General features: G+C 61.9%; 23 protein-coding genes, 1 other RNA gene and 1 pseudogene. 14 read left to right on the top strand and 11 right to left on the bottom strand.

What is annotated here, in order from left to right; genetic code table 11:
* Nucleotides 1-139: 139 nt before the first annotated feature.
* From rho to QMX97_RS17160, 4 genes and pseudogenes are all read left to right on the top strand, one after another.
* A complete protein-coding gene (rho, locus tag QMX97_RS17175; protein ID WP_003176825.1) occupies nt 140-1,399 on the top strand; it encodes a transcription termination factor Rho in 1,260 nt (419 codons plus the stop codon).
* 156 nt (nt 1,400-1,555) lie between these two features.
* Entirely contained in the window at nt 1,556-3,022 is a 1,467-nt protein-coding gene (gene ubiD, locus QMX97_RS17170; protein WP_065902367.1) for a 4-hydroxy-3-polyprenylbenzoate decarboxylase, read from the top strand.
* Nucleotides 3,022-3,990, top strand: a complete 969-nt coding sequence (locus QMX97_RS17165) for a CDP-6-deoxy-delta-3,4-glucoseen reductase (RefSeq protein ID WP_120450451.1) — start codon at nt 3,022-3,024, stop codon at nt 3,988-3,990. Before ubiD ends, QMX97_RS17165 begins: the two co-directional genes overlap by 1 nt.
* Nucleotides 3,987-4,109 (top strand): annotated as a pseudogene (locus QMX97_RS17160) (metal ABC transporter ATP-binding protein); the annotation flags it as partial. The gene QMX97_RS17165 and the pseudogene QMX97_RS17160, both read left to right, overlap by 4 nt.
* A 375-nt stretch (nt 4,110-4,484) precedes the next feature.
* On the opposite strand, the gene QMX97_RS17155 reads toward QMX97_RS17160, so the two are convergent.
* The gene (locus tag QMX97_RS17155; RefSeq protein WP_065902364.1) at nt 4,485-4,967 is read right to left on the bottom strand and encodes a sn-glycerol-3-phosphate transporter; all 483 of its coding nucleotides are present in this window, start codon (nt 4,965-4,967) and stop codon (nt 4,485-4,487) included.
* Nucleotides 4,968-5,296: 329 nt separating this feature from the next.
* On the opposite strand from QMX97_RS17155, the gene QMX97_RS17150 reads away from it, so the two are divergent.
* A complete protein-coding gene (locus tag QMX97_RS17150; protein ID WP_282397304.1) occupies nt 5,297-7,684 on the top strand; it encodes a TonB-dependent receptor in 2,388 nt (795 codons plus the stop codon).
* A gap of 27 nt (nt 7,685-7,711) precedes the next feature.
* Entirely contained in the window at nt 7,712-8,365 is a 654-nt protein-coding gene (locus QMX97_RS17145; protein ID WP_065902362.1) for a gamma-glutamylcyclotransferase, read from the top strand.
* Here QMX97_RS17145 and glpT read toward each other — a convergent pair.
* Together glpT and QMX97_RS17135 are read right to left on the bottom strand one after the other, a co-directional pair.
* Complete coding sequence (gene glpT, locus QMX97_RS17140; protein WP_065902361.1) at nt 8,362-9,699, bottom strand: glycerol-3-phosphate transporter; 1,338 nt, start codon at nt 9,697-9,699, stop codon at nt 8,362-8,364. The two genes, QMX97_RS17145 and glpT, sit on opposite strands and share 4 nt — an antisense overlap.
* Nucleotides 9,700-9,989: 290 nt before the next feature.
* On the bottom strand, nt 9,990-10,967 hold the full coding sequence (locus tag QMX97_RS17135; RefSeq protein ID WP_106802333.1) for an NADPH:quinone oxidoreductase family protein: 978 nt from the start codon (nt 10,965-10,967) through the stop codon (nt 9,990-9,992).
* A 150-nt stretch (nt 10,968-11,117) separates the two neighbouring features.
* Here QMX97_RS17135 and QMX97_RS17130 point away from each other — a divergent pair, with 150 nt between their 5' ends.
* Entirely contained in the window at nt 11,118-11,525 is a 408-nt protein-coding gene (locus tag QMX97_RS17130) for a flagellar basal body-associated protein FliL (RefSeq protein ID WP_282397303.1), read from the top strand.
* Between the two features lie 188 nt (nt 11,526-11,713).
* Here QMX97_RS17130 and QMX97_RS17125 read toward each other — a convergent pair whose 3' ends face one another.
* From QMX97_RS17125 to QMX97_RS17110, 4 genes are all read right to left on the bottom strand, one after another.
* Nucleotides 11,714-12,832 carry an ABC transporter permease gene (locus QMX97_RS17125; protein ID WP_120450436.1) on the bottom strand — a complete coding sequence of 373 codons (1,119 nt, stop codon included), beginning with the start codon at nt 12,830-12,832 and terminating at the stop codon, nt 11,714-11,716.
* Nucleotides 12,832-15,549 (bottom strand): ribosome-associated ATPase/putative transporter RbbA, encoded by a 2,718-nt coding sequence (gene rbbA, locus QMX97_RS17120; protein ID WP_282397302.1) that lies wholly within the window; start codon nt 15,547-15,549, stop codon nt 12,832-12,834. Before rbbA ends, QMX97_RS17125 begins: the two co-directional genes overlap by 1 nt.
* A complete protein-coding gene (locus QMX97_RS17115; protein ID WP_106802336.1) occupies nt 15,546-16,511 on the bottom strand; it encodes an efflux RND transporter periplasmic adaptor subunit in 966 nt (321 codons plus the stop codon). The genes rbbA and QMX97_RS17115 overlap by 4 nt, the downstream gene beginning before the upstream one ends.
* A 141-nt stretch (nt 16,512-16,652) precedes the next feature.
* Nucleotides 16,653-17,102 (bottom strand): EVE domain-containing protein, encoded by a 450-nt coding sequence (locus QMX97_RS17110; protein ID WP_106802337.1) that lies wholly within the window; start codon nt 17,100-17,102, stop codon nt 16,653-16,655.
* Nucleotides 17,103-17,297: 195 nt separating this feature from the next.
* Between QMX97_RS17110 and QMX97_RS17105 the strand changes: the two genes are divergently transcribed.
* The gene (locus QMX97_RS17105; RefSeq protein WP_010207387.1) at nt 17,298-17,447 is read left to right on the top strand and encodes a hypothetical protein; all 150 of its coding nucleotides are present in this window, start codon (nt 17,298-17,300) and stop codon (nt 17,445-17,447) included.
* 8 nt (nt 17,448-17,455) lie between these two features.
* Here the strand turns inward: QMX97_RS17105 and QMX97_RS17100 are convergent, their stop codons facing one another.
* The 4 genes from QMX97_RS17100 to QMX97_RS17085 form a co-directional block, all read right to left on the bottom strand.
* Nucleotides 17,456-18,085: a 5-formyltetrahydrofolate cyclo-ligase gene (locus QMX97_RS17100; protein WP_201146459.1), complete on the bottom strand. Its 630-nt coding sequence runs from the start codon at nt 18,083-18,085 to the stop codon at nt 17,456-17,458.
* A 57-nt stretch (nt 18,086-18,142) separates the two neighbouring features.
* Nucleotides 18,143-18,321, bottom strand: a non-coding RNA gene (gene ssrS / locus QMX97_RS17095) — 6S RNA.
* A gap of 30 nt (nt 18,322-18,351) precedes the next feature.
* Nucleotides 18,352-18,669, bottom strand: a complete 318-nt coding sequence (locus tag QMX97_RS17090) for a cell division protein ZapA (RefSeq protein WP_003176812.1) — start codon at nt 18,667-18,669, stop codon at nt 18,352-18,354.
* Nucleotides 18,666-18,875, bottom strand: a complete 210-nt coding sequence (locus tag QMX97_RS17085; RefSeq protein WP_007982902.1) for a TIGR02449 family protein — start codon at nt 18,873-18,875, stop codon at nt 18,666-18,668. The genes QMX97_RS17090 and QMX97_RS17085 overlap by 4 nt, the downstream gene beginning before the upstream one ends.
* A gap of 138 nt (nt 18,876-19,013) precedes the next feature.
* Between QMX97_RS17085 and QMX97_RS17080 the strand changes: the two genes are divergently transcribed.
* The 6 genes from QMX97_RS17080 (at nt 19,014) to QMX97_RS17055 (ending at nt 24,947) form a co-directional block, all read left to right on the top strand.
* Nucleotides 19,014-19,571: a YecA family protein gene (locus QMX97_RS17080; protein ID WP_065902346.1), complete on the top strand. Its 558-nt coding sequence runs from the start codon at nt 19,014-19,016 to the stop codon at nt 19,569-19,571.
* Between the two features lie 20 nt (nt 19,572-19,591).
* Nucleotides 19,592-20,914 (top strand): Xaa-Pro aminopeptidase, encoded by a 1,323-nt coding sequence (gene pepP, locus QMX97_RS17075; protein WP_282397301.1) that lies wholly within the window; start codon nt 19,592-19,594, stop codon nt 20,912-20,914.
* Nucleotides 20,911-22,098 carry a 2-octaprenyl-6-methoxyphenyl hydroxylase gene (gene ubiH / locus QMX97_RS17070; protein WP_065902342.1) on the top strand — a complete coding sequence of 396 codons (1,188 nt, stop codon included), beginning with the start codon at nt 20,911-20,913 and terminating at the stop codon, nt 22,096-22,098. Before pepP ends, ubiH begins: the two co-directional genes overlap by 4 nt.
* Nucleotides 22,091-22,576 (top strand): DUF4442 domain-containing protein, encoded by a 486-nt coding sequence (locus tag QMX97_RS17065; protein ID WP_282397300.1) that lies wholly within the window; start codon nt 22,091-22,093, stop codon nt 22,574-22,576. Before ubiH ends, QMX97_RS17065 begins: the two co-directional genes overlap by 8 nt.
* Nucleotides 22,577-22,585: 9 nt before the next feature.
* Entirely contained in the window at nt 22,586-23,803 is a 1,218-nt protein-coding gene (locus QMX97_RS17060; protein WP_162946171.1) for a 2-octaprenyl-3-methyl-6-methoxy-1,4-benzoquinol hydroxylase, read from the top strand.
* A gap of 139 nt (nt 23,804-23,942) precedes the next feature.
* On the top strand, nt 23,943-24,947 hold the full coding sequence (locus QMX97_RS17055; protein WP_065902336.1) for an extracellular solute-binding protein: 1,005 nt from the start codon (nt 23,943-23,945) through the stop codon (nt 24,945-24,947).
* Nucleotides 24,948-25,041: the final 94 nt, after the last annotated feature.

The following is a 25,041-nucleotide window of genomic DNA, read 5'->3' as shown; positions in this document are numbered from 1 at the left end:
TTCTCCACTGCCCCCTGCAAGCCGTCGCCGACGCATTCCTTTTCGATTAGTACGCGATCCTGTCGCCTTCTCTGCGGCGCGGCCTCATTAAGCCAAAAGCTTAATTTCCCCCCTCCATAAATGATTACGTCATTCCTATATGAATCTGACTGAACTCAAGCAAAAGCCGATTACCGACCTGCTCCAATTGGCCGAAGAAATGGGCATAGAAAATATGGCCCGTTCGCGCAAGCAGGACGTGATTTTCTCCCTGCTCAAGAAGCACGCGAAAAGCGGCGAGGAAATCTCCGGTGATGGCGTGCTGGAGATTCTCCAGGACGGCTTCGGCTTCCTCCGCTCTGCAGACGCCTCCTATCTCGCCGGCCCAGACGATATCTACGTCTCGCCGAGCCAGATCCGTCGCTTCAACTTGCGCACCGGTGACACCATCGTTGGCAAGATCCGCCCTCCGAAGGAAGGCGAGCGTTATTTCGCCCTGCTCAAGGTCGACACGATCAACTTCGATCGCCCCGAGAACGCGAAAAACAAGATTCTCTTCGAGAACCTGACCCCGCTGTTCCCGACCGTGCGCATGAAGATGGAAGCCGGTAACGGTTCCACCGAAGACTTGACCGGTCGTGTGATCGACCTGTGCGCCCCGATCGGCAAGGGCCAGCGTGGCCTGATCGTTGCACCGCCGAAAGCCGGCAAGACCATCATGCTGCAGAACATTGCCGCGAACATCGCGCGTAACAATCCTGAAGTTCACCTGATCGTGCTGCTGATCGATGAGCGTCCGGAAGAAGTGACCGAAATGCAGCGCACCGTGCGCGGCGAAGTGGTTGCCTCCACGTTCGATGAGCCGCCAACCCGCCACGTGCAGGTTGCCGAAATGGTGATCGAGAAGGCCAAGCGCCTGGTCGAGCACAAGAAAGACGTGGTGATCCTGCTCGACTCCATCACCCGTCTTGCCCGTGCCTACAACACCGTGATCCCGAGCTCCGGCAAGGTATTGACCGGTGGTGTCGACGCCCACGCCCTGGAGAAACCGAAGCGTTTCTTCGGCGCCGCGCGCAACATCGAGGAAGGCGGTTCGCTGACCATCATCGCCACCGCGCTGGTTGAAACCGGCTCGAAGATGGACGAAGTGATCTACGAAGAGTTCAAGGGTACCGGCAACATGGAACTGCCCCTGGACCGTCGCATCGCGGAAAAACGCGTCTTCCCGGCCATCAACATCAACCGCTCCGGCACCCGCCGCGAAGAGTTGCTGACTGCCGACGACGAACTGCAGCGCATGTGGATCCTGCGCAAGCTGCTGCACCCGATGGACGAAGTCGCCGCCATCGAGTTCCTGATCGACAAGCTGAAAACCACCAAGACCAACGACGAGTTCTTCCTGTCGATGAAGCGTAAGTAATACGACGTTTCAGGTCCGAAAAAATGGCGCCCTCAGGGGCGCCATTTTTTTTCGTGCGTTTTTTAAGCACCTTCGGCACGCAAATGCACCGCGATAAGCTGCCAGCCGCCGCCAGAGCAGGTAGGATGTACGCCTATTTTACGGGTGGCATGGTTAATGAAATTCAAGGATCTTCGGGATTTCGTGCAGCAACTTGAGCAGCGCGGAGAGTTGAAACGTATCCAGATGCCGATTTCGCCGGTGCTGGAAATGACTGAGATTTGCGACCGTACCCTGCGCAACAAGGGCCCGGCGCTGCTGTTCGAGAAGCCGACCGGTTTCGATATCCCGGTGCTCGGCAACCTGTTCGGCACCCCCGAGCGCGTGGCGTTTGGCATGGGCGCCGAGTCGGTCAGCGAACTGCGCGAGATCGGCAAGCTGCTGGCGTTCCTCAAGGAGCCTGAGCCACCCAAGGGCCTCAAAGATGCCTGGTCGAAGCTGCCGATCTTCCGCAAGATCATTGCCATGGCGCCCAAGGTGGTCAAGGACGCGGTGTGCCAGGAAGTGGTCATCGAAGGCGATGACGTCGACCTTGCCATGCTCCCCGTGCAAACCTGCTGGCCCGGCGACGTCGGCCCGCTGATTACCTGGGGCCTGACCGTCACCAAGGGCCCGAACAAGGACCGCCAGAACCTCGGCATCTACCGCCAGCAAGTGATCGGCCGCAACAAGGTGATCATGCGTTGGCTGAGCCACCGTGGCGGCGCCCTGGATTTCCGCGAGTGGTGCGAGAAGCACCCCGGCAAGCCGTTCCCGGTGTCCGTGGCCCTCGGCGCCGACCCGGCGACCATTCTCGGTGCCGTCACCCCGGTGCCGGACAGCCTTTCCGAGTACGCCTTCGCCGGCCTGTTGCGCGGTAACCGTACCGAACTGGTGAAGTGCCGCGGCAACGACCTGCAAGTGCCGGCCACCGCCGAAATCATCCTCGAAGGTGTGATTCACCCTGGCGAGATGGCGGATGAGGGACCTTACGGCGACCATACCGGCTACTACAACGAAGTCGACAGCTTTCCGGTGTTCACCGTCGAGCGCATCACCCATCGGATCAAGCCGATCTACCACAGCACCTACACCGGCCGTCCGCCGGATGAGCCGGCAATTCTCGGCGTGGCGCTGAACGAAGTGTTCGTGCCGATCCTGCAGAAGCAATTCCCGGAGATCACCGATTTCTACCTGCCGCCCGAAGGCTGCTCGTACCGCATGGCCATCGTGACCATGAAGAAGTCGTACCCGGGCCATGCCAAGCGCGTCATGCTGGGTGTGTGGTCGTTTTTGCGACAGTTCATGTACACCAAGTTCGTTATCGTCACCGACGACGACATCAACGCCCGCGACTGGAACGACGTGATCTGGGCCATCACCACGCGCATGGACCCCAAGCGCGACACGGTGATGATCGACAACACGCCGATCGACTACCTCGACTTCGCCTCGCCGGTGTCGGGCCTGGGTTCGAAGATGGGCCTGGATGCCACGCATAAATGGCCGGGCGAAACCACCCGCGAGTGGGGTCGGGTCATCGTCAAGGATGAAGCCGTGACGGCGCGTGTCGATGCGATCTGGAAAGAATTGGGAATAGATTGATGCGTGTAACCCTGCAACCTTCCGGCGCGGTGCTGGAGCTGGTCCCCGGCGAGCGAATCCTCGAAGGCGCGCGTCGCCTGGGCTACGAGTGTCCCCAGGCGTGCCGCAATGGGGTGTGCCATGTGTGTGCCGCGTTGCTGGTTGAGGGCCGGGTGCAACAAGGCGGTGAGGTGCGTGACCACGGTGAGTTCTACACCTGCATCGCCGAGCCGCTGGAAGATTGCATTGTATTGTGGGATGGCGTGCTGGCGCCGGGAGAGTTGCCGTTGCGCAAGTTGTCGTGCCAATTGAGTGAGTGTGTGGATGTCGGTGGCGATGTGTGGCGCGTGCGCTTGCGGGCTCCGGCCGGCAAGGCCGTGCGTTACCACGCCGGGCAATACCTGATGATCGAACGGGAGAACGGTGAGAAGTCGGCGTTTTCCCTGGCGTCGGCGCCTCACGCCGGGCGCGAGCTGGAGCTGCATGTGCTGGTCCGCGAAGACAGCGCGCGCAGCCTGTTGGAGCAGCTGCAGCGTAACCAGATGGCGCGTGTCGAACTGCCGTTCGGTGACACCCACCTGGCGGAGCTGCCGGACGGGCCGCTGGTGTTGATCGCCGCCGGCACCGGCATGGCGCAGATGCACAGCCTGATCGAGCACTGCCGCGCATCCGGCTTCAAGCACCCGGTGCACCTGTATTGGGGTGTGCGTCGACCGGAAGATTTCTACCAGATCGAGCATTGGGACCAGTGGCAGCAACTGCCCAACCTGTTCCTGCACAAGGTTGTCAGCGACCTGTGCGGCTGGGAAGGGCGCTGCGGCCTGCTGCATGAAGCCGTGTGCGAAGACATTGCCGACCTCAAGACGGTGCATGTCTACGCCAGCGGCTCACCGGCGATGATCTACGGCACCTTGGACGCGCTGGTCGACGCCGGCATGGATGCACACCAGATGCGCGCCGATGTGTTCGCCTACGCGCCTCGGCCCTGAGCCGAGCAAACATCAAATACAGCCCAAATGTGGGAGCGGGCTTGCTCGCGAAGGCGCCAGATCAGTCACCCTCTTCAGCGACTGACACACCGCTTTCGCGGGCAAGCCCGCTCCCACAGTTTTGATCGCTGTTCGGGCTTTGGATTCGAGGCGCCGGCATTTGAGCGGTCGATACAACTGGGTCCCAACCTTGAAATACAACCCAGATGTGGGAGCGGGCTTGCTCGCGAAGGCGCCAGATCAGTCACCCTCTTCAGCGACTGACACACCGCTTTCGCGGGCAAGCCCGCTCCCACAGTTTTGATCGCTGTTCGGGCTTGGGATTCGGGGTGCTGCAGCATTTGAGCGGTCGATACAACTCGATTCCAACCTTGAAATACATCCCGAATGTGGGAGCTGGCTTGCCTGCGATAGCGGTGGGTCAGCGCAATATATGCTGACTGGCATGCCGCAATCGCAAGCCCGCTCCCACATTGGTTCGCGCCGTGTGAGCTTCAGAAGCGCACGCCAGTCGTCACCATCGCCGCATTGAACCCCAACAGCACAAACTCTGCCGCCACCGGCCCGTAATGGGTGCCTACCGACGGAATGATCACCGGTGCCACGCCGAAACGGTTCAAGGGGATCTTGTCGCGGTACTCGCCGCGATAACCCTGGATCGCCCCGCCTGTCAGCTTCAAGTACACCGGATAGTCCGACATGTCATAGCGCTTGCCCGCGTAGGCGTAGTAGGAACGCTGGCGGAACGAATTGCGAAATGTCGCCCCGCCATACACAAAGCCTGACGCCTCATTGCGTTCCAGGCCGATCAGGTCCTGGTGGTTGTTGTGGTCCGGATCGGGCGCAAAGTGTCGGGTGTAGACACTGGTCTGCGCGTACCAGAAACCTTTGTCGTCGTTGGCCGGCGGTGTCTCTCCCGCCAGCGCAGTGGTGGCCTGGGCGAGAAACAACAGGCCAGGCAGTCGAAATGTCTTCATGGGTGCGACCTCGATAGTCGGTTTGATCGGCGGCTAGGTGGGTCGTGATGTGCGCGCTATTTTGACGGCAGGAGCATTCCCAAGGCTGAACCCGGGCTGAAAGTAACGGGATTGCCACCCTCAATCCTGACGAGTGGGGCGGCGTGCTTATGCATTCGCTTATTCCTTAAAGGTATTTAATTTGTTACATAAATATCTTTAAGCTATATCTCAACGGACTACCGATTTTTTCTTCCAATGACCAACAACTGACCGCTACCGCCCGCCAGCCGGATCGATCGTACGAACTCAGGACACTGACGTTCTGAATTTTGATTTAGGGGAGCGGTATGGGGAGCTACAAGAAACACGCGTTGTACACAGCGATTTTGTCGGCCAATTTGCTGACCGCTGTGGGATTCAATCCAGTCCTGGCGGCGCAAACGCCCGCCGCCGATGCACCCAAACTCGACACCGTCATCGTTACCGGTACCCGCGCCCAGGAGCGCACGGCCAGTGCGTCGCTGTCGCCTATCGATGTGATTTCCGGCGATAGCTTGCGCAGTACCGGCTCCGATGAGCTGGGGGCAGTGTTGGCGCGGCTGATTCCGTCGATCAACTTCCCGCGCCCAAGCCTGGTGGACGGCGCCGAGCTGGTTCGCCCGGCGCAGTTGCGCGGGTTGTCGCCGGACCAGGTGCTCGTGCTGGTCAACGGCAAGCGCCGCCACACCAGCGCGTTCGTCAACCTGGGCGGGGCGGTAGGCCGTGGTTCGGCACCGGCAGACCTCAATGCGATCCCGCTTTCGGCGGTGGACCACATTGAGGTGCTGCGCGACGGTGCTTCCGCGCGCTATGGCTCCGATGCCATTGCCGGGGTGATCAACGTGATCCTCAAGCACGCCGACCATGGCGGCTCGATCTCCAGCAAGTTTGGCGAGTACAAGAAAGGCGATGGTATCCAACGCAATATCAGCGGCAACACCGGCCTGGCAGTAGGGGACAACGGTTTCATCAACCTCTCGGCCGAGGGTGCGGACAACGATTACACCAACCGCGCCGGTAAAGACTTCCGACCCGCCAGCGTAGGCTCTACCACCTACGGCCAGCAGGTGTTTCGCCAGGGTGAACCGGCCACCAATGAAGGCAAGCTGGCGTTCAACTCCGAATATGCCTTCAACGATGGGCTGGAGTTCTACACCTTCGGTGGCTATAGCAAGCGGCGGGGCGAGACGGCGGCGTTCTATCGGGCGAGCAATGCCTCCAACAACATTCCGGCGCTCAACCCCAACGGCTACCTGCCGCTGATCAAGGGCAACCTGGAAGACACCTCGCTGGTAGTAGGCCTGCGCGGCCTGCTGGCCTATGACTGGCATTACGATTTGTCGGCCAACTATGGCAAGAACCAATACGAGCTGAGCACCGAAACTATCAACACCTCCCTGGGCCTGGCCACGCCGCGCAAGTTCGATAACGGCACGCTGAGCAACGATCAGAAACAAGTCAGCCTGGACCTGTCCCGCGAGTTCGATGTGGGCTGGCTGCCGTATCCGGTTTCGGTAGCGTTCGGCGGTGAATACCTGCACCAGGGCTACGAGATCGAGGCGGGTGAGCCGGCGTCCTACTACCAGACCGGCAGCTCCGGCCTGGTTGGATTCCGCGATGCCGATGCCGGCACCAGCTCGCGGCATAACTGGGCCCAGTACCTGGACCTGGAAACCAATTTCACCGAGAAACTCAGCGCTTCTGCGGCCGTGCGCCATGAGGACTACAGCGACTTCGGCTCCAATGTCAGCGGCTCGTTGTCGGCGCGTTATGACTTCACGCCGCAGGTGGCCTTGCGGGGCAGTGTCTCCAATGGCTTTCGCGCGCCGTCCCTGGCCCAGCAGAACTTTGCCTACACCTCGTCGCAGTTGATCGGCAGCACTATCCAGGAAGCGGGTACCTTTCCGGCCAACAGCCAGGTCGCCCGCCTGCTCGGCGCTGAAGACCTCAAGGCCGAGAAGTCGCGCAACTACAGCCTCGGCCTGGTGCTGGAGCCCGCCGATGACCTGACCGTGACGCTCGATGTCTACCGCATCGACATCCGCGATCGCATCAGCCTGTCGTCGAACCTCAACCTCAACCCCGCGGCCATTGCCTACCTGCAAGCCAATGGCGTCGGCAACATCAACTACACCAGTGCCCGCTATTTCACCAATGCCACCAACACCAGCACCGACGGCGTCGACCTGGTAGCCAACTATCGCTACCAGTTCGATAACGGCATCCGCTGGAACAGCACCGTAGGTTACAACTACAACCACACCAAGGTGACGGACGTGAAGGCCAACCCGGCGATCCTCGACAGCCTGGGCGTGAACCTGCTGCGTGTGGACCGTCGCGAGCGCATCGGTTTGCTCGGCGATACCACGCCGCAGCACAAGCTGAGCCTGGGTAACGACTTCACCTTCGGAAATTGGGCGTTGCACAGCAACCTGGTGCGCTATGGTGAATTCACCAGCTACCAGGCGGACAAGGTCAACGACCAGACCTTCAAGGCCGCCTGGGTGCTGGATTTGTCAGCGGACTACAAGCTGAAGAACTGGACGTTCACCCTGGGCGGCGACAACGTCACCGATAAATACCCGGAAAAGGTCAACGCCTTCGCCAGCAGTGGTGGCAATCTCGCCTATAGCACTTTTTCGCCGTACGGTTACAGCGGCGCGTTTTATTACGGTAAAGTTGCTTACAACTGGTAACACACAGGAGGCGTACCGCTTTTCGCCATGACCGCCATTGAATCCGATCTTTTGCAATTGGCTTACCCTCCGCGGCTCGATCTGGGGCCGCAACTCACTCACGAACAGTTGTTGAGCTCGATGCAGGCCACCATGGGTCGGCACAAGGGTGGGCCGGTCTGGCTATTTGCGTATGGTTCGCTGATCTGGCGCCCTGAATGCTCGTCCACCGAGCGGGTGCGGGCACGGGTCCACGGTTATCACCGGGGCCTGTACCTGTGGTCTCACGAACATCGGGGTACGCCGGAGTTGCCGGGGCTGGTGTTCGGGCTGGATCGCGGGGGTTCCTGCAGCGGATTTGCCTATCGGCTGCCGGAAGATCAGCTGGAAGCGTCGCTCTACGCCCTGTGGCGCCGCGAAATGCCCTATCCCTCGTACCGGCCACATTGGCTCAGTTGCCGTCTGGAAGATGGCAGCCAGGTGCAGGCGTTGGGGTTTGTGTTGGAGCGGCACTTGCCCAGCTACGCCGGCAACTTGCCCGACGAAGTGCTCAATCATGTGCTGGAAAGCGCTTGCGGGCGTTACGGCACGACTCGCGATTATGTCGAGCAGACCGTCAACGCCCTGCGTAGCCACGCCATGCCAGATAAAAACCTGGAGGCGCGGCTCAAGCGGTGTGCCAAGGATTGCTCAGGCGGTTAGCGCGCCGCGCTGACGCTGTTGGTGTGCCACAGCGTGGGGATCAGGAACGCGATAGCCAGCAGGCACGCGGCGATCAGCAGCACAAAACCACCGTCCCAGCCGAAATGGTCCACGGTGTAGCCCATGGCCGCACTCGCCGCCACCGAACCGCCCAGGTAACCGAACAGACCGGTGAAGCCCGCAGCCGTACCGGCGGCTTTCTTCGGTGCCAGTTCCAGCGCCTGCAGGCCGATCAGCATCACCGGGCCATAGATCAGGAAGCCGATGGAGAACAGCGCGATCATGTCGATCACCGGGTTGCCTGGCGGGTTGAGCCAGTACACCAGGGTCGCCACGGTCACCAACGCCATGAACACGATGCCGGTCAGGCCACGGTTGCCCCGGAAGATCTTGTCCGACATCCAGCCGCACAGCAGCGTGCCCGGAATGCCCGCCCACTCATAGAAGAAGTACGCCCAGGACGACTTGTCGACCGTGAAGTGCTTGGCTTCCTTGAGGTAAGTCGGCGCCCAGTCCAGCACGCCGTAGCGCAGCAGGTAGACGAACACGTTGGCGAACGCGATGTACCACAGCATTTTGTTGCGCAGCACGTATTTGACGAAGATTTCCTTGGCGCTGAATTCGTCTTCGTGGCTGGCGTCGTAGCCTTCCGGGTAATCATTCTTGTATTGCTCGATCGGCGGCAGGCCTACCGATTGCGGGGTGTCACGCATGGTGATGAAAGCAAAGGCCGCCACCAGCAACGCCACGGTGGCCGGGACGTAGAACGCTGCGTGCCAGTCGTTGAACCACGCCATGCCGAGCAGGAACAGCGGGCCGATCAGGCCGCCGCCGACGTTGTGCGCCACGTTCCACACGGAGACCACGCCGCCGCGTTCTTTCTGCGACCACCAGTGCACCATGGTCCGCCCGCTTGGCGGCCAGCCCATGCCCTGGGCCCAACCGTTGATGAACAGCAAAATGAACATCATCGTCACGCTGGACGTGGCCCAAGGCGCGAAACCGAAAATGAACATCACCCCTGCCGACACCAGCAGGCCGAAGGGCAGGAAGTAGCGCGGGTTGGAGCGGTCGGACACCAGGCCCATGAGGAACTTGGACAGGCCGTACGCAATCGCGATGGCCGACATCGCCAGGCCCAGTTCACCTCGGGTGTAACCCTCGTCGATCAGGTAGGGCATGGCCAGCGAGAAGTTTTTGCGCAGCAGGTAGTAGCCGGCATAACCGAAGAAAATACCGGCGAAGATCTGCCAGCGCAGGCGTCGGTAAGTGCTGTCTATTTTTTCTTCAGGCAAGGGTGCCTGGTGTGCGGCAGGACGAAAGAAAGCAAACATTCAAGAGCTCCAAATTTCTTGTTTTGACTGCGGATGCGAATGTTACAGTTTCGTTACCGAAAATAGCATTGCCTCTTATCCGCAAATACAGGAAATGGGAGCAATCGCATGTTCTCTTACGAACATGTCGCTAATAGATAAGTGATGGTCGGTATCAGGTCTTGAGGCCCAAGGAGATCAACGGTGGGAGCTGGCTTGCCTGCGAGAGTGGTCTCGCAGCTGCACTTGTGTTGGCTGACCCACCGCTATCGCAGGCAAGCCAGCTTCCACATCGGCCACATTTCAATCGGTCAGCGGGTTTGGACCACGACTTTGCCCACCGCCTTGCGCTGCCCCAGGTCATTGATCGCCTGGGCGGCTTGCTCCAGCGGGTACACCTGCGAGACCAGCGGCTTGAGCTTGCCCTCGGCATACCAACTGAACAGTTGCTGGAAGTTCGCCGCATTGTCCTGCGGCTGGCGTTGCGCAAACGAGCCCCAGAACACCCCGACCACTGCCGCGCCCTTGAGCAGCGCCAGGTTGACCGGCAGTTCCGGGATGCGTCCGCTGGCAAAGCCCACCACCAACAGGCGGCCGTTCCAGGCGATGGCGCGGATGGCCTGGTCAAACAGGTCGCCACCCACCGGGTCGTAGATCACATCGGCGCCGTTGCCGTCGGTCAGGCGCTTGATCTCGTCCTTGAGGCTGGCTTCGCTGTAGTTGATCAACTCATCGGCGCCCGCAGCCTTGGCCACGGCCAGCTTGTCGGCGCTGCTGGCGGCGGCGATCACCCGCGCGCCCATGGCCTTGCCGATTTCCACGGCGGCCAGGCCGACGCCACCGGAGGCACCGAGTACCAGCAGGGTTTCGCCGGGTTGCAGGTTGGCGCGCTGTTTCAACGCGTGCATCGAAGTGCCGTAGGTCATACTGAAGGCGGCGGCGGTGTTGAAGTCCATGCTCGGCGGGATCGGCAGCACGTTGTAGCCGGGCACCGCGACCTGTTCGGCAAAGCTGCCCCAGCCGGTCAGCGCCATGACCCGGTCACCGACTTTCAGGTGGCTGACCTTTTCTCCCACCTCACTGACCACGCCCGCCGCTTCGCCACCCGGCGAGAACGGGAAGGGCGGCTTGAACTGGTACTTGCCCTCGATGATCAGGGTGTCCGGGAAATTCACCCCGGCGGCATGCACGTCCAGCAGGATTTCGTTCTTCTTGATCGTAGGGCTTGCGGTCTCTTCCAGCACCAGGGTTTCGGCGGGGCCGAAGGCTTTGCACAGCACAGCTTTCATCGGACTATTCCTTTTGGCATCGTGGCCGATAAGTGTAGGAGGGTACGCCCGTGGGTCAACGAGCATGCCCCGGCCTGATAAGCCGCCATAAGCTTGTACTCAGCCTTGCTAGCGTTATGCTACCGGGCAACCGAATTTGAGGAATGAACTGTGAAAGCGTGGATCCTGTTGATGCTGGCCCTGACCTTGCCGATGGCAGCGCAGGCCGAAGAAGCCAAAGAAGGCGAGGCGCCGAAGGTCAGCTATATCAGCCTGAGCCCGCCGTTCGTGGGCAACTACGGCCTGGACGGCACGGCCAAACTCAAGGTATTCAAGGCCGACATCGCCCTGCGCGTCACTGGCCCCGAGGCTGCCGCAGCGGTCAAAGCCAACGATGCGTTGATCCGTAACCAGCTGGTAGCGCTGTTCACCCAGCAGACCAACGAGACCATGAGCACCATTGAAGGCAAGGAAAAGCTGCGCCAGGAAGCCCTCAAGCAGACCCAGCAAGTGATGAACGACGAGACGGGCAAACCGGTGGTGGAAGACCTGTTGTTCAACAACCTGATCATCCAGTAACGCGGCAGAACAGGCTTGTCGTGGCGAGCGGGCTTGCCCCGAGTTGGGTGGCGAAGCCGCCCCAAAACCGTACGCCTCGGTGTGTCTGAAGAAATGTGAAACTCGATCCGGGCTGCTGCGCAGCCCAACGCGGGGCAAGCCCGCTCGCCACAACAAGCCCGCTCGCCACGAGAACCGGTTCTTAGACGTTAGGAGGCCAGGCTTTTACGGAACCTGGCCAACGCCACCGCAAAAAACAGCAAGCCAATCCCGGCCAGCGCCAACAAGTCAGGCCACACCACGCTCACCCCCGCATCCCGAAACAGAATCGCCGCGCTCAGGCTTACAAAGTGTGTCGAAGGCGAGCCCTGCATCACCCACTGCAACCATTCGGGCATGCTGTCCAGCGGCGTGCTACCGCCGGAGAGCAACAGCATCGGGATGATCACCGGGATCGCCAGCAAGCCGAACTGTGGTGTCGAGCGGGCCAGGGTGGCGAGGAAGATACCCAGCGCGGTGCTGGCAAACAGGTACAGCGCCGTCACCAACAGAAACAGGCTCAGGGATCCGGCCAGCGGCACGCCGAGCAAGCCTTTGACCACCACCTCCAGCGACAGCCAGGTACACAGCACCACCACCAGCATGTTGCTCCAGATTTTCGCCAGCATGATTTCCAGCGCCGTCAGCGGCAGCACCAGCAGGTGATCAAGGGTGCCGTGCTCGCGCTCGCGCAGCAGCGCGGTGCCGGTCAGGACGATGGCGAGGATGGTGATGTTGTTGACGATCTGGATCACCGCCAGGAACCAGCCGCCCTCCAGGTTGGTGTTGAACAGCGCCCGGGTGGTCAGCAGGGCGGGCGTCTTGCCCGCAGCATCGGTTTGACCGCTGTAGTTGAGCAATTCGCGCTGGAAAATCCGCCCGATGTAGCCCGCGCCCATGAATGCCTGGCTCATCGCCGTGGCGTCGACATTCACCTGCACGCCTGGCTGGCGACCGGCCAACAGGTCGGCCTGGAAGTTTGCCGGCACGTTGATCACGAAGGTGTATTCACCGTTGTCCATGACCTTGTCCAACTGGTCGTAGGCCAGCGGCGCAGGCGTCTGGAACTCCGGTGGTTGCAGGGCTTCGGCCATCTGTCGTGAAAGTGCACTGTGGTCTTCATCGACAAATGCCACGCTGGCGTTGTGCACGCCAATCACCGAGCCTGCGGCGGGCATGTAGATGGCCACGGTAAAGGCGTAGAACAGAAACAGCAGCAGAACGCTGTCGTGACGCAGGCTGGTGAGTTCCTTGAGGCCCAGGCGCAGGATGTGAGAAAGCGTGTGCATCAGGCCTCCTGCTTCTTGAGCATGACCAGGCTCAGCCCGGTGAACCCGACGAAAAATCCGAACAGCGCCAGGCACTGTGGCCATAACTGGCGCAGGTCGAGGGCTTTGGTGAAGGTGCCCACGGCAATATCCAGGAAGTGTCCGGCCGGAAACAGCGTGCCCATCAGGGCGGCCGCACCTTCCAGGGACGAGCGCGGCACGATCAGGCCGGAGAACTGGATGGTCGGCAGGCTGGTGATAATCATGGTGCCGAGGATCGCGGCGATCTGGGTGCGGGTGAATGCAGAAATCAGCAGGCCCATGCTGGTGGTGGCCAGCACGTACAGCAGGCCGCCGAATGCCAGGGTCAGGCCGCTGCCCTTGAATGGCACGCCGAACAGCCAGCGGTTCATCGCCACCAACAGCGCCAGGTTGACCAGGCTCACCGCAAGGTACGGCGCCTGTTTGCCGAGCAGGAATTCCAGGCGGGTCAGCGGTGTGGCGTAGAAGTTGGTGATCGAGCCCAGTTCCTTCTCCCGCACGATGCCCAGGGCGGTGAGCATTGCCGGGATAAACGCCAGGATCAGTGCCATCACTCCCGGACCGATGGCATTCACGCTGACCACGTCCTGGTTATAGCGAAAGCGCGTTTCGAGTTTGACGGTAGCCTGGCTGCTGCGGGGCAGGCTGCTCAGCTCGGCCAGTTGCTGGAGATTGCCCTGGTGCACCGCTTCCACGTAGTTACGGCTGGTTTCCGCCCGAAACGGCATGCCACCGTCGAGCCACGCAGCCACCGTGGGTTGGCGACCGGCGTAGAGGTCACGCCCGAAACCCGGCGGGATTTCCAGGGCCAGTTTGATTTCTGAACGTTGCAGGCGCCGGTGCAACTCGGTGGCGTCGCGGATGGCGGGTTGTTCGGCGAAATAGCGCGAGCTGCGAAAGGCTTCCAGGTAGGCGCGGCTTTGCGGCGTCTGGTCCTGGTCGTAGACGGCGAAGGCGAGGTTTTCCACGTCCAGGGAAATGCCGTAGCCGAAGATCACCATCATGAACATCGCCCCAAGCAGGGCGAACGCCATGCGCACCTTGTCGCGCAGCAGCTCCTTGCCTTCACGACTCGCCACCGCCAACAGGCGCGAGAGGCTGAAACCGCGCTTGCTGACCGGCGGCGTGCTGGTTTCGCTGACGGTTTGCGCGGGCGCAGTGGGTTCGGCTTCGCCCTGGGCTTGCTCCAGGCAGGTGACGAATGCGGCCTCCAAGGTGTCGCCGTGGAACTGCCGCTGCAGCGCGTCCGGCGTATCACAGGCCAGCACCTTGCCCGCATGCATCAAGGAGATGCGATCGCAGCGTTGGGCTTCGTTCATAAAGTGGGTGGACAGGAAAATCGTCACGCCTTGTTCGCGCGACAGCTCGACCAACAGCCGCCAGAAATCATCCCGCGCTGCCGGGTCGACGCCCGAGGTCGGTTCATCGAGGATCAGAACTTCCGGGCGGTGCAGCACCGCCACTGCCAAGGACAAACGCTGGCGCAGGCCCAGAGGCAGCTCGCCGGACGGCTGCTCGGCGACGTCACCGAGGTCGAAGCGCTGGATCAGCTCATCGATGCGCGGGCCGCTGTCGGCCTTGGGCAGGTCGAACAATTGCGCGTGCAACACCAGGTTCTGGCGCACGCTGAGTTCGCCGTACAGCGAGAAACTCTGCGACATGAAGCCCACACGCTTGCGGGTGGCCAGGTCCTTGGCATTCACCGGATTGCCCAGCAGCATGGCACTGCCTTCAGTGGCTGGCATCAGCCCAGTGAGGACTTTCATGGTGGTGGTCTTGCCACATCCGTTGGAGCCGAGGAAGCCGAAAATCTCTCCTCGCCCAATCGCGAAGCTGACCTTGTTCACCGCAGTGAAATCCCCAAAGCGCAGGGTCAGGTCGTGGGCTTCGATGGCGATATCAGTGTTGGCGTTTTCCCTGGGCGGGATCACCAGTGGCTGGTTGTTGTGGGCGCTGTCGCCCTGGAAGTGCGTAAACGCTTCATCCAGTTTGCCGCTGGGTGTCGTCGCCGCCAGGTCCCGGCTCAGGCCATCGGCGATCAGCTTGCCACGGTCGAGCATCAGGCAATGTTCGAACTGCTCGGCCTCTTCCATGTAGGCCGTGGCCACCAGCAATGTCAGTTGCGGGCGCTCGCTGCGCACGGTTTCCACCAGTTCCCAGAAGCGCCGGCGCGACAGCGGGTCGACGCCGGTAGTGGGTTCGTCGAGGATCAACAGGTCCGGGTCGTGGATCAGCGCGCAGCACAGGCCGAGCTTCTGTTTCATCCCGCCGGAGAGCTTGCCGGCAGGGCGCTCGGCGAAACGGGCGAGGTCGGTGGCCAGCAGCAGGTTGTGCATGCGCTGGTCGCAATCGGCTTTCGACAGGCCGAACAGTGTCGCGAAGAAGCGAATGTTCTCGCTGATCGACAGTTCGGGATACAGGTTGCCGCCCAGGCCCTGGGGCATGAACGCGATGCGCGGGTAGAGGCTGTTGCGATGACGACGATCGGCGATGGAGCCGCCGAGCACTTCCAACTGGCCGTCCTGCAATTTCTTGACCCCGGCTATCAGCCCCAGCAGGCTCGACTTGCCCGCGCCATCCGGGCCGATCAGCCCGCAGCGAGTGCCCGCGGGCAGGCTGAAGGCGATGTCCAGCAGTGCCTGTTGTTTGCCGTAGCGGTGGTTGATCCCGGTGGCGTGCAGCGCCAGGCCGGTCATTGCAGGTTGGCCGGCCAGTCGATGTCAGCCGTACGCACATAGCCGGCGCCGGGCATGCCGGGCTTGGCTTGCGGCACGGCGCTGGGTTCGGTCAGGCGCAGTTTGACGCGAAACACCAGTTTCTGGCGTTCGTCGCGGGTTTCGACTTCCTTGGGGGTGAACTGGGATTTGGCCGCGACAAAGCTGATCTTGGCCGGCAGCGGCTGATCGGGCAGGGCGTCGAGCAGCACGCGCGCCTCACTGCCGACGGTCAGGCGACCGGTGACGGAAGCGGGCAGGTAGAGGTTCATGTACTGATCCTGCGGATCGATCAGCAACAGCACGCGCCCCCCGGCGCCAAGCACTTCACCGGGCTCGGCCAGGCGCAGCTGGATAATCCCGTCGATGGGCGCGCGCAGGCTGCTGTCATCGATTTCGCTGGTGAGCTGGGCGACCTGGGCCTGGGCGGCGCCAATCGCGGCTTTCACCGAATTGACCTGGGCTTGCGCGGCAATCACGGCGGCATTGCCGGTGTTCTGGCGCGCCTGCTGTTGGTCGATCAATTGGCTGCTGGCGAAGCCGCGCTTGTACAACTCCTGGGTCCGCTTGAGTTCCTGGTTGGCGAGCAATTGCTCGCTCTGGCGCAGTTGCACATTGGCCTCGGCGGCGGCGAAGTTTTCCCTGGCGCGCAGCACCTCGGCTTCGGCCTGGGCGCGCTGGGCCTCCAGGGTGCGGGTGTCCATGCGGGCCAGCAGTTGGCCCTTGAGCACTTTGTCGCCTTCATCCACCCGCACTTCGGCGAGGCGCCCGGGGATCTTCGCGGCGATCTGCACTTCAGTGGATTCCAGGCGGCCGTTACCCATGCTCAGGCCTTCGGGCAGGCGGTCCTGGGTGGACTTCCAGTAACCGAAGCCGCCGGCGGCGACCAGTAACAGGATCAGCAACGTGGCAAATAGCTGGGAGGTGCGGTGGTTCGTCGACATGGGTGCATCCTGCGGCGTTAGCGTCCTAGTTTGACCGGTGTTGCCTCAGCGGGCCTTGATACCGGTCAAATGAAGCGCAAGCCTAACCCGGTTACCGTGCAGATGCATGCGCCGGGAGCGTGACTGCAGGGTTCTGCTCTATCAGCGCAGTGCGAGTATCGCCGACCATTGCTCGGCAGTGACCGGCATCACCGAGAGGCGGCTGCCTTTTTGCACCAGTGGCAGTTCGGCAAGTGCGGCCTGTTGCTTCAAGTAGCCAAGGCCCAGCACGTTGGCAAACGTTTCGACATGGGCGACGTTGATCGCACTCCACGGATTTTTCTCGGCGCTGGCCTTGGCGTCGAAATAGTGGCTGTCGGGTTCCAGTGCGGTGGGATCCGGGTACGCCGCCGCGACGATTTTGCCGATGCCGGCGATGCCTGGCTCGGGGCAACTGGAGTGGTAGAAGAAGAATTGGTCACCCACCGCCATGGCGCGCAGGAAATTTCTCGCCTGGTAGTTGCGCACCCCGTCCCAGCGGGCTTCGCCAAGCTTTTCCAGGCCTTTGATGGAGAGTTCGTCGGGCTCGGATTTCATCAGCCAGTAGGCCATTTTTGGGCTCCTGAAACAGGCATTGGGAAAGTTGTCAGGCAATTCCATGACAAACCGACAGTCGGTTGGCGCCAAGGTTTGCGTGTTGGTTCACGTTAACGCAGAATGCCGGGATTTTAAGCTTGACGCAGCTGCAACGGACTACTTTGGAACGTTGTTGTCATCGTGTACGAGGTGCCTGAAGGGGGGCAATCGATGCAACGTAAACCGGATTTACTATGGATTTTGGTGATTTTGTTTGGTCTGGGTGTCGTGACCACCGGGTATGCGCAAAGCCTGTGGTCGAACAAGACCGACGCTCCCGTTGAACTGGCTCAACAGCAGCCACAGCCGTTCAAGCGTTAACCCTTCTTTCAAGGCGCCGCTGACTCCAGTGGCGCCTGTGCGATATACCATCCCTTGTCACTGACAGTGCCCGCCAACGGCACGTCCCAACTCGCCTGCACCAGTCGTTCGACTTTCTGACATTCATGGGCCAGGCCCAGCAGCGTCGGCTTGCGCCAGCTTTGGCGACGAGCCAGATAGGCCAGGCTGCGGTCGTAGAAACCACCGCCCATGCCCAGGCGTCCGCCCGCGTCGTCGAATCCCACCAACGGCAGCAGCACCAGATCCAGCGCCCAGACCTTGCGTTGCCGGCTGATGTTGACCCGGGGCTCAAGGATGCGAAAACGGTTGGGCAAGAGTTTCTCCCCGGGCCGCACGCGCTGGAACACCATCTTGGTCCGTGGCCAGGCGCTGAGCACCGGCAGGTACGTGGCCTTGCCCCGGCGCTGTGCGGCACGCAGCAGCGGGCGCGGATCGATTTCACCGTCCGTCGGCAGGTACAAGGAAATATGTTTGGCCCGGCGAAACAGCGGGTGCTGTGCCAGTTGCCGATACAGGCCTTGGGCGGCCCGGCGCTGCTCGCTCGGCGTGAGCGCGCGGCGGGCGTTGCGCAACATGCGTCGAAGTTGCGGACGGGAAAGCGGCGCAGGTTCGGTCATGGTTTTTCGGCTCATAAAACAATGCCAGTCCTGGGACTGGCATTGATTTTGGAATTCAGGCTCCCCGACAGAGCCGCTGTCGACTTAGCCCTTGAACCCGAAAGTTCAAGGTGGAAGAAGCAGTAGGCTTTAAGGCTTTCCGTCTAGCGGACATGCACACCAGCCCAACGTGCAACTTCCAGGGTAGTGCGAATCGGCTCAGGGACATCGCCGACTGGCAAACACGCCAGGGAGTGGGGCGAGTATACCCTAAACCGTCTCGGCAATCAGCCCTTGGGTGCGTCTGAATCGCTGGAAAGCACCAGATCAACACGTTCCAGCAGGTCACGCACCTGCTCGCGCGTCGAGCCGCTGGCCTGCACGTCAGGGCGTTCCTGCTTATGCAGCAAATCGTGGGTAATGTTCAGCGCGGCCATCACGGCGATGCGATCGGCGCCGATGACTTTGCCGCTGCTGCGGATCTCACGCATCTTGCCGTCCAGGTAGCGGGCGGCGCTCACCAGGTTGTTGCGCTCTTCCTGCGGGCAGATGATCGAATACTCTTTGTCGAGGATCTGCACTGTGACGCTATTGCTTGAACTCATGAGTCTTGCTCCAGGGCCTTCAGGCGCGAAATCATCGATTCGACCTTACGCCGGGCGATTTCGTTTTTTTCAATGAGGTGAGCGCGTTCCTCGCGCCAGGTCTTTTCCTGAGCTAATAGGAGTCCGTTTTGACTCTTAAGTTGCTCGACCCGAGTAATTAGCAATTCGAGTCTGGCCATCAGCGCTTGCAGGTCGGTGTCTTCCATTGGGTTCCACTGGATTTGTCTGATGAATGGCAACTGCAGGATAAACGATCTGACGCCCTTGATAGTCTTGGTACGTCTGCCGGTGCTAGGATACAGCGCTCCATTCTAGACATTGCGCCGTCTGGCGCCTAGCTCACCATGCCCATTCAGAACTCCCCGTACGACGCTTTTTCCAAACTGCTGAGCTCCAGCGGCCACCCTTGCTCGCCTGCCGAACTGCACGGCGTGTTGCTCGGTCGCAGCTGCACCGGCGTGGGCTTCGATGCCGACAACTGGCTGGCCGACGTGGCCGAGCTGCTGGAAACCGAACCGACCGAAAACGTGCGTAACGCGCTGATCGGCCTGCAAGAGATGGTCAAGGGCGAACTGACCGGTGATGACGTCACCGTGGTCCTGCTGCTGCCGACCGATGACGCGCCACTCGCCGACCGTGCTGCCGCACTGGGCCAATGGTGCCAGGGTTTCCTGCACGGCTTCGGCGTGAATGCCGGCGGCCTGGACCTGAGCACCGATGCCCAGGAAGTGCTGCAGGACCTGGCGGCCATCTCCCAGGTGCAAGACGCCCTGGAAGAGTCCGAAGACGGCGAAAGCGACTACATGGAAGTCATGGAATACCTGCGCGTCGCGCCGCTGCTGCTGTTCACCGAGACCAAGAAGTCCGCTGAACCGGCCGCCCCCAAGCCGTCGCTGCACTAAGAAAGGACACCCCTCTGCCCATGATCCATATCCCCAAAGCGGAATACACCCGGCGCCGCAAGGCGCTCATGGCGCAGATGGAACCCAATAGCATCGCGATCCTGCCGGCCGCCGCCGTGGCCATTCGCAATCGCGATGTCGAGCATGTCTATCGCCAGGACAGCGACTTCCAGTACCTCAGCGGTTTTCCCGAGCCCGAAGCGGTGATCGTGCTGATGCCCGGTCGCCAGCATGGCGAGTACGTGCTGTTCTGCCGCGAACGCAATGCCGAACGCGAACTGTGGGAAGGCCTGCGCGCCGGCACCGAAGGCGCGGTGCGTGACTTCGGCGCCGACGATGCTTTCCCCATCACCGATATCGACGACATCCTGCCCGGCCTGATCGAAGGTCGCGACCGGGTGTATTCGGCCATGGGCAGCAATGCCGAATTCGACCGGCACCTGATGGAGTGGATCAACGTGATCCGCTCTAAAGCGCACCTGGGCGCCCAGCCGCCGAACGAGTTTGTTGCCCTGGATCATCTGCTGCACGACATGCGCCTGTATAAATCGGCGGCAGAAGTGAAGGTGATGCGCGAGGCCGCGCGAATCTCCTGCGCCGCCCACGTCAAGGCGATGCAAGCCAGCCGCGCCGGCCTGTACGAGTTCAGCCTGGAAGCCGAGCTGGATTACGAATTTCGCAAGGGCGGCGCGAAGATGCCGGCCTATGGCTCCATCGTCGCCGCCGGGCGCAACAGCTGCATCCTGCATTACCAGCAGAATGATGCGGTGCTCAAGGACGGCGACCTGGTGCTGATCGACGCCGGTTGCGAGATCGATTGCTACGCCAGCGACATCACGCGCACCTGGCCGGTCAATGGCAAGTTTTCCCCGGAACAGAGGGCGATCTACGAGATTGTGCTGGCCTCCCAGGAAGCCGCCTTTGCCGAGATCGCGCCAAATAAACACTGGAACCAGGCCCATGAGGCAACGGTGCAAGTCATCACCGCGGGGCTGGTAAAGCTGGGACTGCTGCAGGGTGACGTCGACGAACTGATCGCCAGCGAAGCCTACAAACCGTTCTATATGCACCGCGCCGGCCACTGGCTGGGTATGGATGTGCATGACGTGGGCGAGTACAAGGTGGGCGGCGAATGGCGCGTGCTGGAAATCGGCATGGCGTTGACCGTGGAACCGGGCATCTATATTTCGCCGGATAACCAGGCCGTGGCGAAGAAATGGCGTGGCATTGGCGTACGTATCGAGGACGACGTGGTGGTGACCAAGCAAGGCTGTGAAATTCTGACCGGCGGCGTGCCCAAGGCTGTCGCCGAGATTGAAGCACTGATGGCGGCTGCCCGATGAGCCGGGTCAACCTGGCGATTATCGGTGGCGGCCTGGTGGGTGCCAGCCTGGCGCTGGCGTTGCAGGCCGGAGCCAAGGCGCGGGGCTGGAAGATCGTGCTGATCGAGCCCTTCGCGCCGGGCGACAGCTATCAGCCAAGCTACGATGCGCGCTCTTCGGCGCTGTCGTTCGGGGCCCGGCAGATCTATCAGCGTCTGGGCATCTGGCAGGACATTTCCCGCCGCGCCGAGCCGATCAAGCAGATTCATGTGTCGGACCGTGGGCGGTTCTCCACCGCACGCCTGTCCGCCATGGAGGAGGGGGTCCCGGCCCTCGGCTACGTGGTGGAAAACGCCTGGCTGGGCCAATGCCTGTGGCAGGGCCTGGACAAAGACGTGGTGAGCTGGCGCTGCCCGGCGGAAGTCACGCGCATGGAACCGCTGCCGGATGGCTATCGCCTGACCCTCAATGATGAAACCGTGCTTGAGTGCGACTTGGCGGTGCTGGCCGATGGCGGCCGCTCCGGCTTGCGCGAGCAACTGGGCATCGGCGTGAAAACCCGCCCCTACAACCAGAGCGCGCTGATCGCCAACATCACCCCGAGCGAAGCCCATAACGGCGAAGCGTTCGAGCGCTTTACCGATGAAGGCCCGATGGCCTTGCTGCCGCTGCCGGACAACCGCTGCGCGCTGGTCTGGACCCGCATCGGCATGGACGCACAGCGCCTTGCCAACCTTGATGAGCGCAGTTTCCTGAGCGAACTGCAGGGTGTGTTCGGCTACCGCCTGGGTACCCTGAAGCAAGTGGGCGCGCGTCATCTGTATCCGCTGACCCTGGTGGAAGCCGAAGAACAAGTGCGCTCGCACCTGGCGATCCTCGGCAACGCCGCCCACAGCCTGCATCCGATTGCCGGGCAGGGGTTCAACCTGTCCCTGCGTGATGCGAATGCCTTGGCCGAGGCGTTGTTGGCCGGGCCGGCGGTGCCGGGTGACCTGGCGACCTTGCAAGGCTATCGCGAGCGCCAGCGCCTCGACCAGCAACTGACCGTGGGCTTCTCCGACCAGGTCACGCGGCTGTTTGGCAGTGCGCAACCGTTGGTCGCGCTGGGCCGTAATATGGGGCTGCTGGGGCTGGACCTGTTGCCCCCGGCCAAGCGCTGGTTCGCCCGTCAGGCCATGGGCTTGGGCACGCGTCCCAATGCGTAGCTGGCTGACCCGGCGCGTGGGCAAGGCGCGGCTGCTGCGCTGGTTCTTGACCCTGTACCCGCCGTACCTCGGCGCGGGCGTGCGCTTACAGGCGCTCAGTGCCGACTTTCGGCATGCCAAGGTGCGCATGGGCCTGGGCTGGTACAACCGCAATTACGTGGGCACGCAGTTTGGCGGCAGCCTGTATTCGATGGTCGACCCGTTCTACATGCTGCTGTTGATGGAAAACCTGGGCCGCGACTATATCGTCTGGGACAAGGCCGCGAGCATCGACTTTGTCTCGCCGGGCAAGGGCCCGGTGTATGCCGAGTTTTCCATCGACGACGCCTTGCTCGATGAGATTCGTCGACAGACCGAGGGTGGCGAGAAGTACCTGCCGCATCTCAAAGTGCAGATTCATGACGGCTCCGGCACCCTCGTGGCGCGGGTCGACAAAACCCTTTACGTGCGGCGCAAGCCGCCAGCGAGACAGGCTTAAAGCATGGACATGCGCGCAGATGTGCTGATTGTCGGGGCCGGAATGGTCGGAAGCGCCCTGGCGCTGGCGTTGCAAGGCAGTGGCCTGCAGGTGCTGCTGCTGGATGGCAGCCCGCTGAGCGTCAAGCCGTTTGACCCCGAAGCGGCCTTCGAGCCACGGGTGAGCGCCTTGTCGACCGCCAGCCAGCGCATCCTTGAACGCCTGGGTGTGTGGGACGGCATCGTCTCGCGACGTGCCAGCCCTTACGGCGAGATGCAGGTGTGGGATGGCAGCGGCACCGGGCAGATCCACTTTTCGGCGGCCAGCGTGCATGCCGAGGTGCTCGGGCACATCGTCGAGAACCGCGTGGTGCAGGATGCCTTGCTCGATCGCTTGCACGACTGCGACTTGGGTCTGTTGGCCAATGCGCGCCTGGAACAGATGCGCCGCTCCGGCGACGACTGGCTGCTGACCCTGGCCGACGGTCGCAAGTTGCGCGCGCCGCTGGTGGTGGCCGCCGATGGCGCCAACTCCGCGGTACGCCGCCTGACCGGCACCGCGACCCGCGAATGGGATTACCTGCATAACGCTATCGTGACCAGCGTGCGCAGCAGCCAACCGCACCAGCGCACGGCGTGGCAACGCTTTACCGACACCGGCCCGCTGGCGTTCTTGCCGCTGGCGCGCGATGGACAGGAAGACTGGTGCTCGATCGTCTGGTCGACCACACCGGCAGAATCCGAACGCTTGATGGCGCTGGATGACGAAAGCTTTTGCCGTGAACTCGAGCGCGCCTTTGAGGGGCGACTCGGCACGGTGATCAGCGCCGACCCGCGTGTCTGCGTGCCATTGCGTCAGCGTCACGCCAAGCGCTATGTGGCCGAAGGCCTGGCGCTGATCGGCGATGCGGCCCACGTGATCCACCCGTTGGCGGGGCAGGGCGTGAACCTGGGCTTTCTCGACGCGGCGGTGCTGGCCGAGGTGCTGTTGTCGGCGACCGAACGCGGCGAGCGCCTGGCCGATGTGAAAGTGCTGAGCCGCTACGAACGCCGGCGCATGCCCCACAACCTGGCACTGATGGCGGCGATGGAGGGCTTTGAGCGCCTGTTCCAGGCCGACCAACTGCCGTTGCGCTGGTTGCGCAATGCGGGCTTGAAGCTGGTCGACCAGATGCCGGAAGCCAAGGCGGTGTTTGTGCGCCAGGCGTTGGGCCTGACCGGCGATCTCCCGGAACTGGCCAAGCCATAAGCTCAACGCGGCCTGTGTAGGCGCCGGCTTGCCGGCGATGAGGCGAGCCTCGTGCAACATCTGGTAACGCCTCCGCCAAGCGCCACTAAATGTGAGTCCTTATCATTTGCCTTCTTTTTGCAAATGAGAGACCGCACCCATGTTGGCACCCAAGCGCCTCCTGACTGCCCTGGCACTCACCCTTGTCGGCAGCACCACCGTGCAGGCCGCCGATGAAGTCGTGGTCTACTCTTCGCGCATCGACGAACTGATCAAGCCGGTGTTCGACGCCTACACCCAGAAGACCGGTGTAAAGGTGAAGTTCATTACCGACAAGGAAGCCCCGCTGATGCAGCGCATCAAGGCCGAGGGCGAAAACGCCACCGCCGACCTGTTGCTGACCGTCGACGCCGGCAACCTCTGGCAGGCCGAGCAAATGGGCATCCTGCAGCCGTTCACCTCCGCGGTAATCGACAAGAACATCCCCCTGCAATATCGCTCCTCAAACCACGCCTGGACCGGTTTGAGCCTGCGCGCGCGGACCATTGCCTATTCAACCGACCGGGTCAAACCGGGTGACCTGACCACTTATGAGGCCTTGGCCGACAAGCAATGGGAAGGCCGCCTGTGCCTGCGCACGGCGAAGAAGGTCTACAACCAGTCGCTGACCGCGACCCTGATCGAAACCCATGGTGCGGCCAAGACCGAAGAAATCGTCAAGGGCTGGGTCAACAACCTGTCCACCGATGTGTTCTCGGACGACATCGCGGTACTGGAGGCGATCAACGCCGGCCAATGCGACGTGGGTATCGTCAACACCTACTATTACGGCCGCCTGCACAAGCAGAACCCGGCGCTCGCGGTGAAGCTGTTCTGGCCAAACCAGGGCGACCGTGGCGTGCATGTGAACCTGTCGGGTATCGGCCTGACCAAAAACGCGCCACACCCGGAAGCCGCCAAGGCCTTGGTGGAGTGGATGACCACGCCTGAGGCGCAGAAGATCTTTGCCGATGTAAACCAGGAATTCCCGGCCAACCCAGCGGTACCGCCGTCGGCCGAAGTGGCGACCTGGGGCAAGTTCGTCGCCGACACCTTGCCGGTTGAAGTTGCGGGCAAGCGCCAGGCCGAGGCGATTCGTTTGATGGATCGGGCGGGTTGGAACTGAGTACAATTTTCAAGACACCGCCGATCTAATTGTGGGAGCGGGCTTGCTCGCGAAAGCGCCGTGTCAGTCGATACCTGAGTGACTGATACACCGC

Origin of the sequence: Pseudomonas sp. PS01298 (assembly GCF_029959745.1) — a bacterium.
In the GTDB taxonomy this organism is placed as follows: Bacteria; Pseudomonadota; Gammaproteobacteria; order Pseudomonadales; family Pseudomonadaceae; genus Aquipseudomonas; species Aquipseudomonas aylmerensis.
This window is presented reverse-complemented; position numbering and strand designations above follow the sequence as displayed.

Coding starts and splice junctions, on each gene's coding strand:
- rho (WP_003176825.1), top strand. CDS start 140: ATGAATCTGACTGAACTCAAGCAAAAGCCGATTACCGACCTGCTCCAA.
- ubiD (WP_065902367.1), top strand. CDS start 1,556: ATGAAATTCAAGGATCTTCGGGATTTCGTGCAGCAACTTGAGCAGCGC.
- QMX97_RS17165 (WP_120450451.1), top strand. CDS start 3,022: ATGCGTGTAACCCTGCAACCTTCCGGCGCGGTGCTGGAGCTGGTCCCC.
- QMX97_RS17155 (WP_065902364.1), bottom strand. CDS start 4,967: ATGAAGACATTTCGACTGCCTGGCCTGTTGTTTCTCGCCCAGGCCACC.
- QMX97_RS17150 (WP_282397304.1), top strand. CDS start 5,297: ATGGGGAGCTACAAGAAACACGCGTTGTACACAGCGATTTTGTCGGCC.
- QMX97_RS17145 (WP_065902362.1), top strand. CDS start 7,712: ATGACCGCCATTGAATCCGATCTTTTGCAATTGGCTTACCCTCCGCGG.
- glpT (WP_065902361.1), bottom strand. CDS start 9,699: ATGTTTGCTTTCTTTCGTCCTGCCGCACACCAGGCACCCTTGCCTGAA.
- QMX97_RS17135 (WP_106802333.1), bottom strand. CDS start 10,967: ATGAAAGCTGTGCTGTGCAAAGCCTTCGGCCCCGCCGAAACCCTGGTG.
- QMX97_RS17125 (WP_120450436.1), bottom strand. CDS start 12,832: ATGCACACGCTTTCTCACATCCTGCGCCTGGGCCTCAAGGAACTCACC.
- rbbA (WP_282397302.1), bottom strand. CDS start 15,549: ATGACCGGCCTGGCGCTGCACGCCACCGGGATCAACCACCGCTACGGC.
- QMX97_RS17115 (WP_106802336.1), bottom strand. CDS start 16,511: ATGTCGACGAACCACCGCACCTCCCAGCTATTTGCCACGTTGCTGATC.
- QMX97_RS17110 (WP_106802337.1), bottom strand. CDS start 17,102: ATGGCCTACTGGCTGATGAAATCCGAGCCCGACGAACTCTCCATCAAA.
- QMX97_RS17105 (WP_010207387.1), top strand. CDS start 17,298: ATGCAACGTAAACCGGATTTACTATGGATTTTGGTGATTTTGTTTGGT.
- QMX97_RS17100 (WP_201146459.1), bottom strand. CDS start 18,085: ATGACCGAACCTGCGCCGCTTTCCCGTCCGCAACTTCGACGCATGTTG.
- QMX97_RS17090 (WP_003176812.1), bottom strand. CDS start 18,669: ATGAGTTCAAGCAATAGCGTCACAGTGCAGATCCTCGACAAAGAGTAT.
- QMX97_RS17085 (WP_007982902.1), bottom strand. CDS start 18,875: ATGGAAGACACCGACCTGCAAGCGCTGATGGCCAGACTCGAATTGCTA.
- QMX97_RS17080 (WP_065902346.1), top strand. CDS start 19,014: ATGCCCATTCAGAACTCCCCGTACGACGCTTTTTCCAAACTGCTGAGC.
- pepP (WP_282397301.1), top strand. CDS start 19,592: ATGATCCATATCCCCAAAGCGGAATACACCCGGCGCCGCAAGGCGCTC.
- ubiH (WP_065902342.1), top strand. CDS start 20,911: ATGAGCCGGGTCAACCTGGCGATTATCGGTGGCGGCCTGGTGGGTGCC.
- QMX97_RS17065 (WP_282397300.1), top strand. CDS start 22,091: ATGCGTAGCTGGCTGACCCGGCGCGTGGGCAAGGCGCGGCTGCTGCGC.
- QMX97_RS17060 (WP_162946171.1), top strand. CDS start 22,586: ATGCGCGCAGATGTGCTGATTGTCGGGGCCGGAATGGTCGGAAGCGCC.
- QMX97_RS17055 (WP_065902336.1), top strand. CDS start 23,943: ATGTTGGCACCCAAGCGCCTCCTGACTGCCCTGGCACTCACCCTTGTC.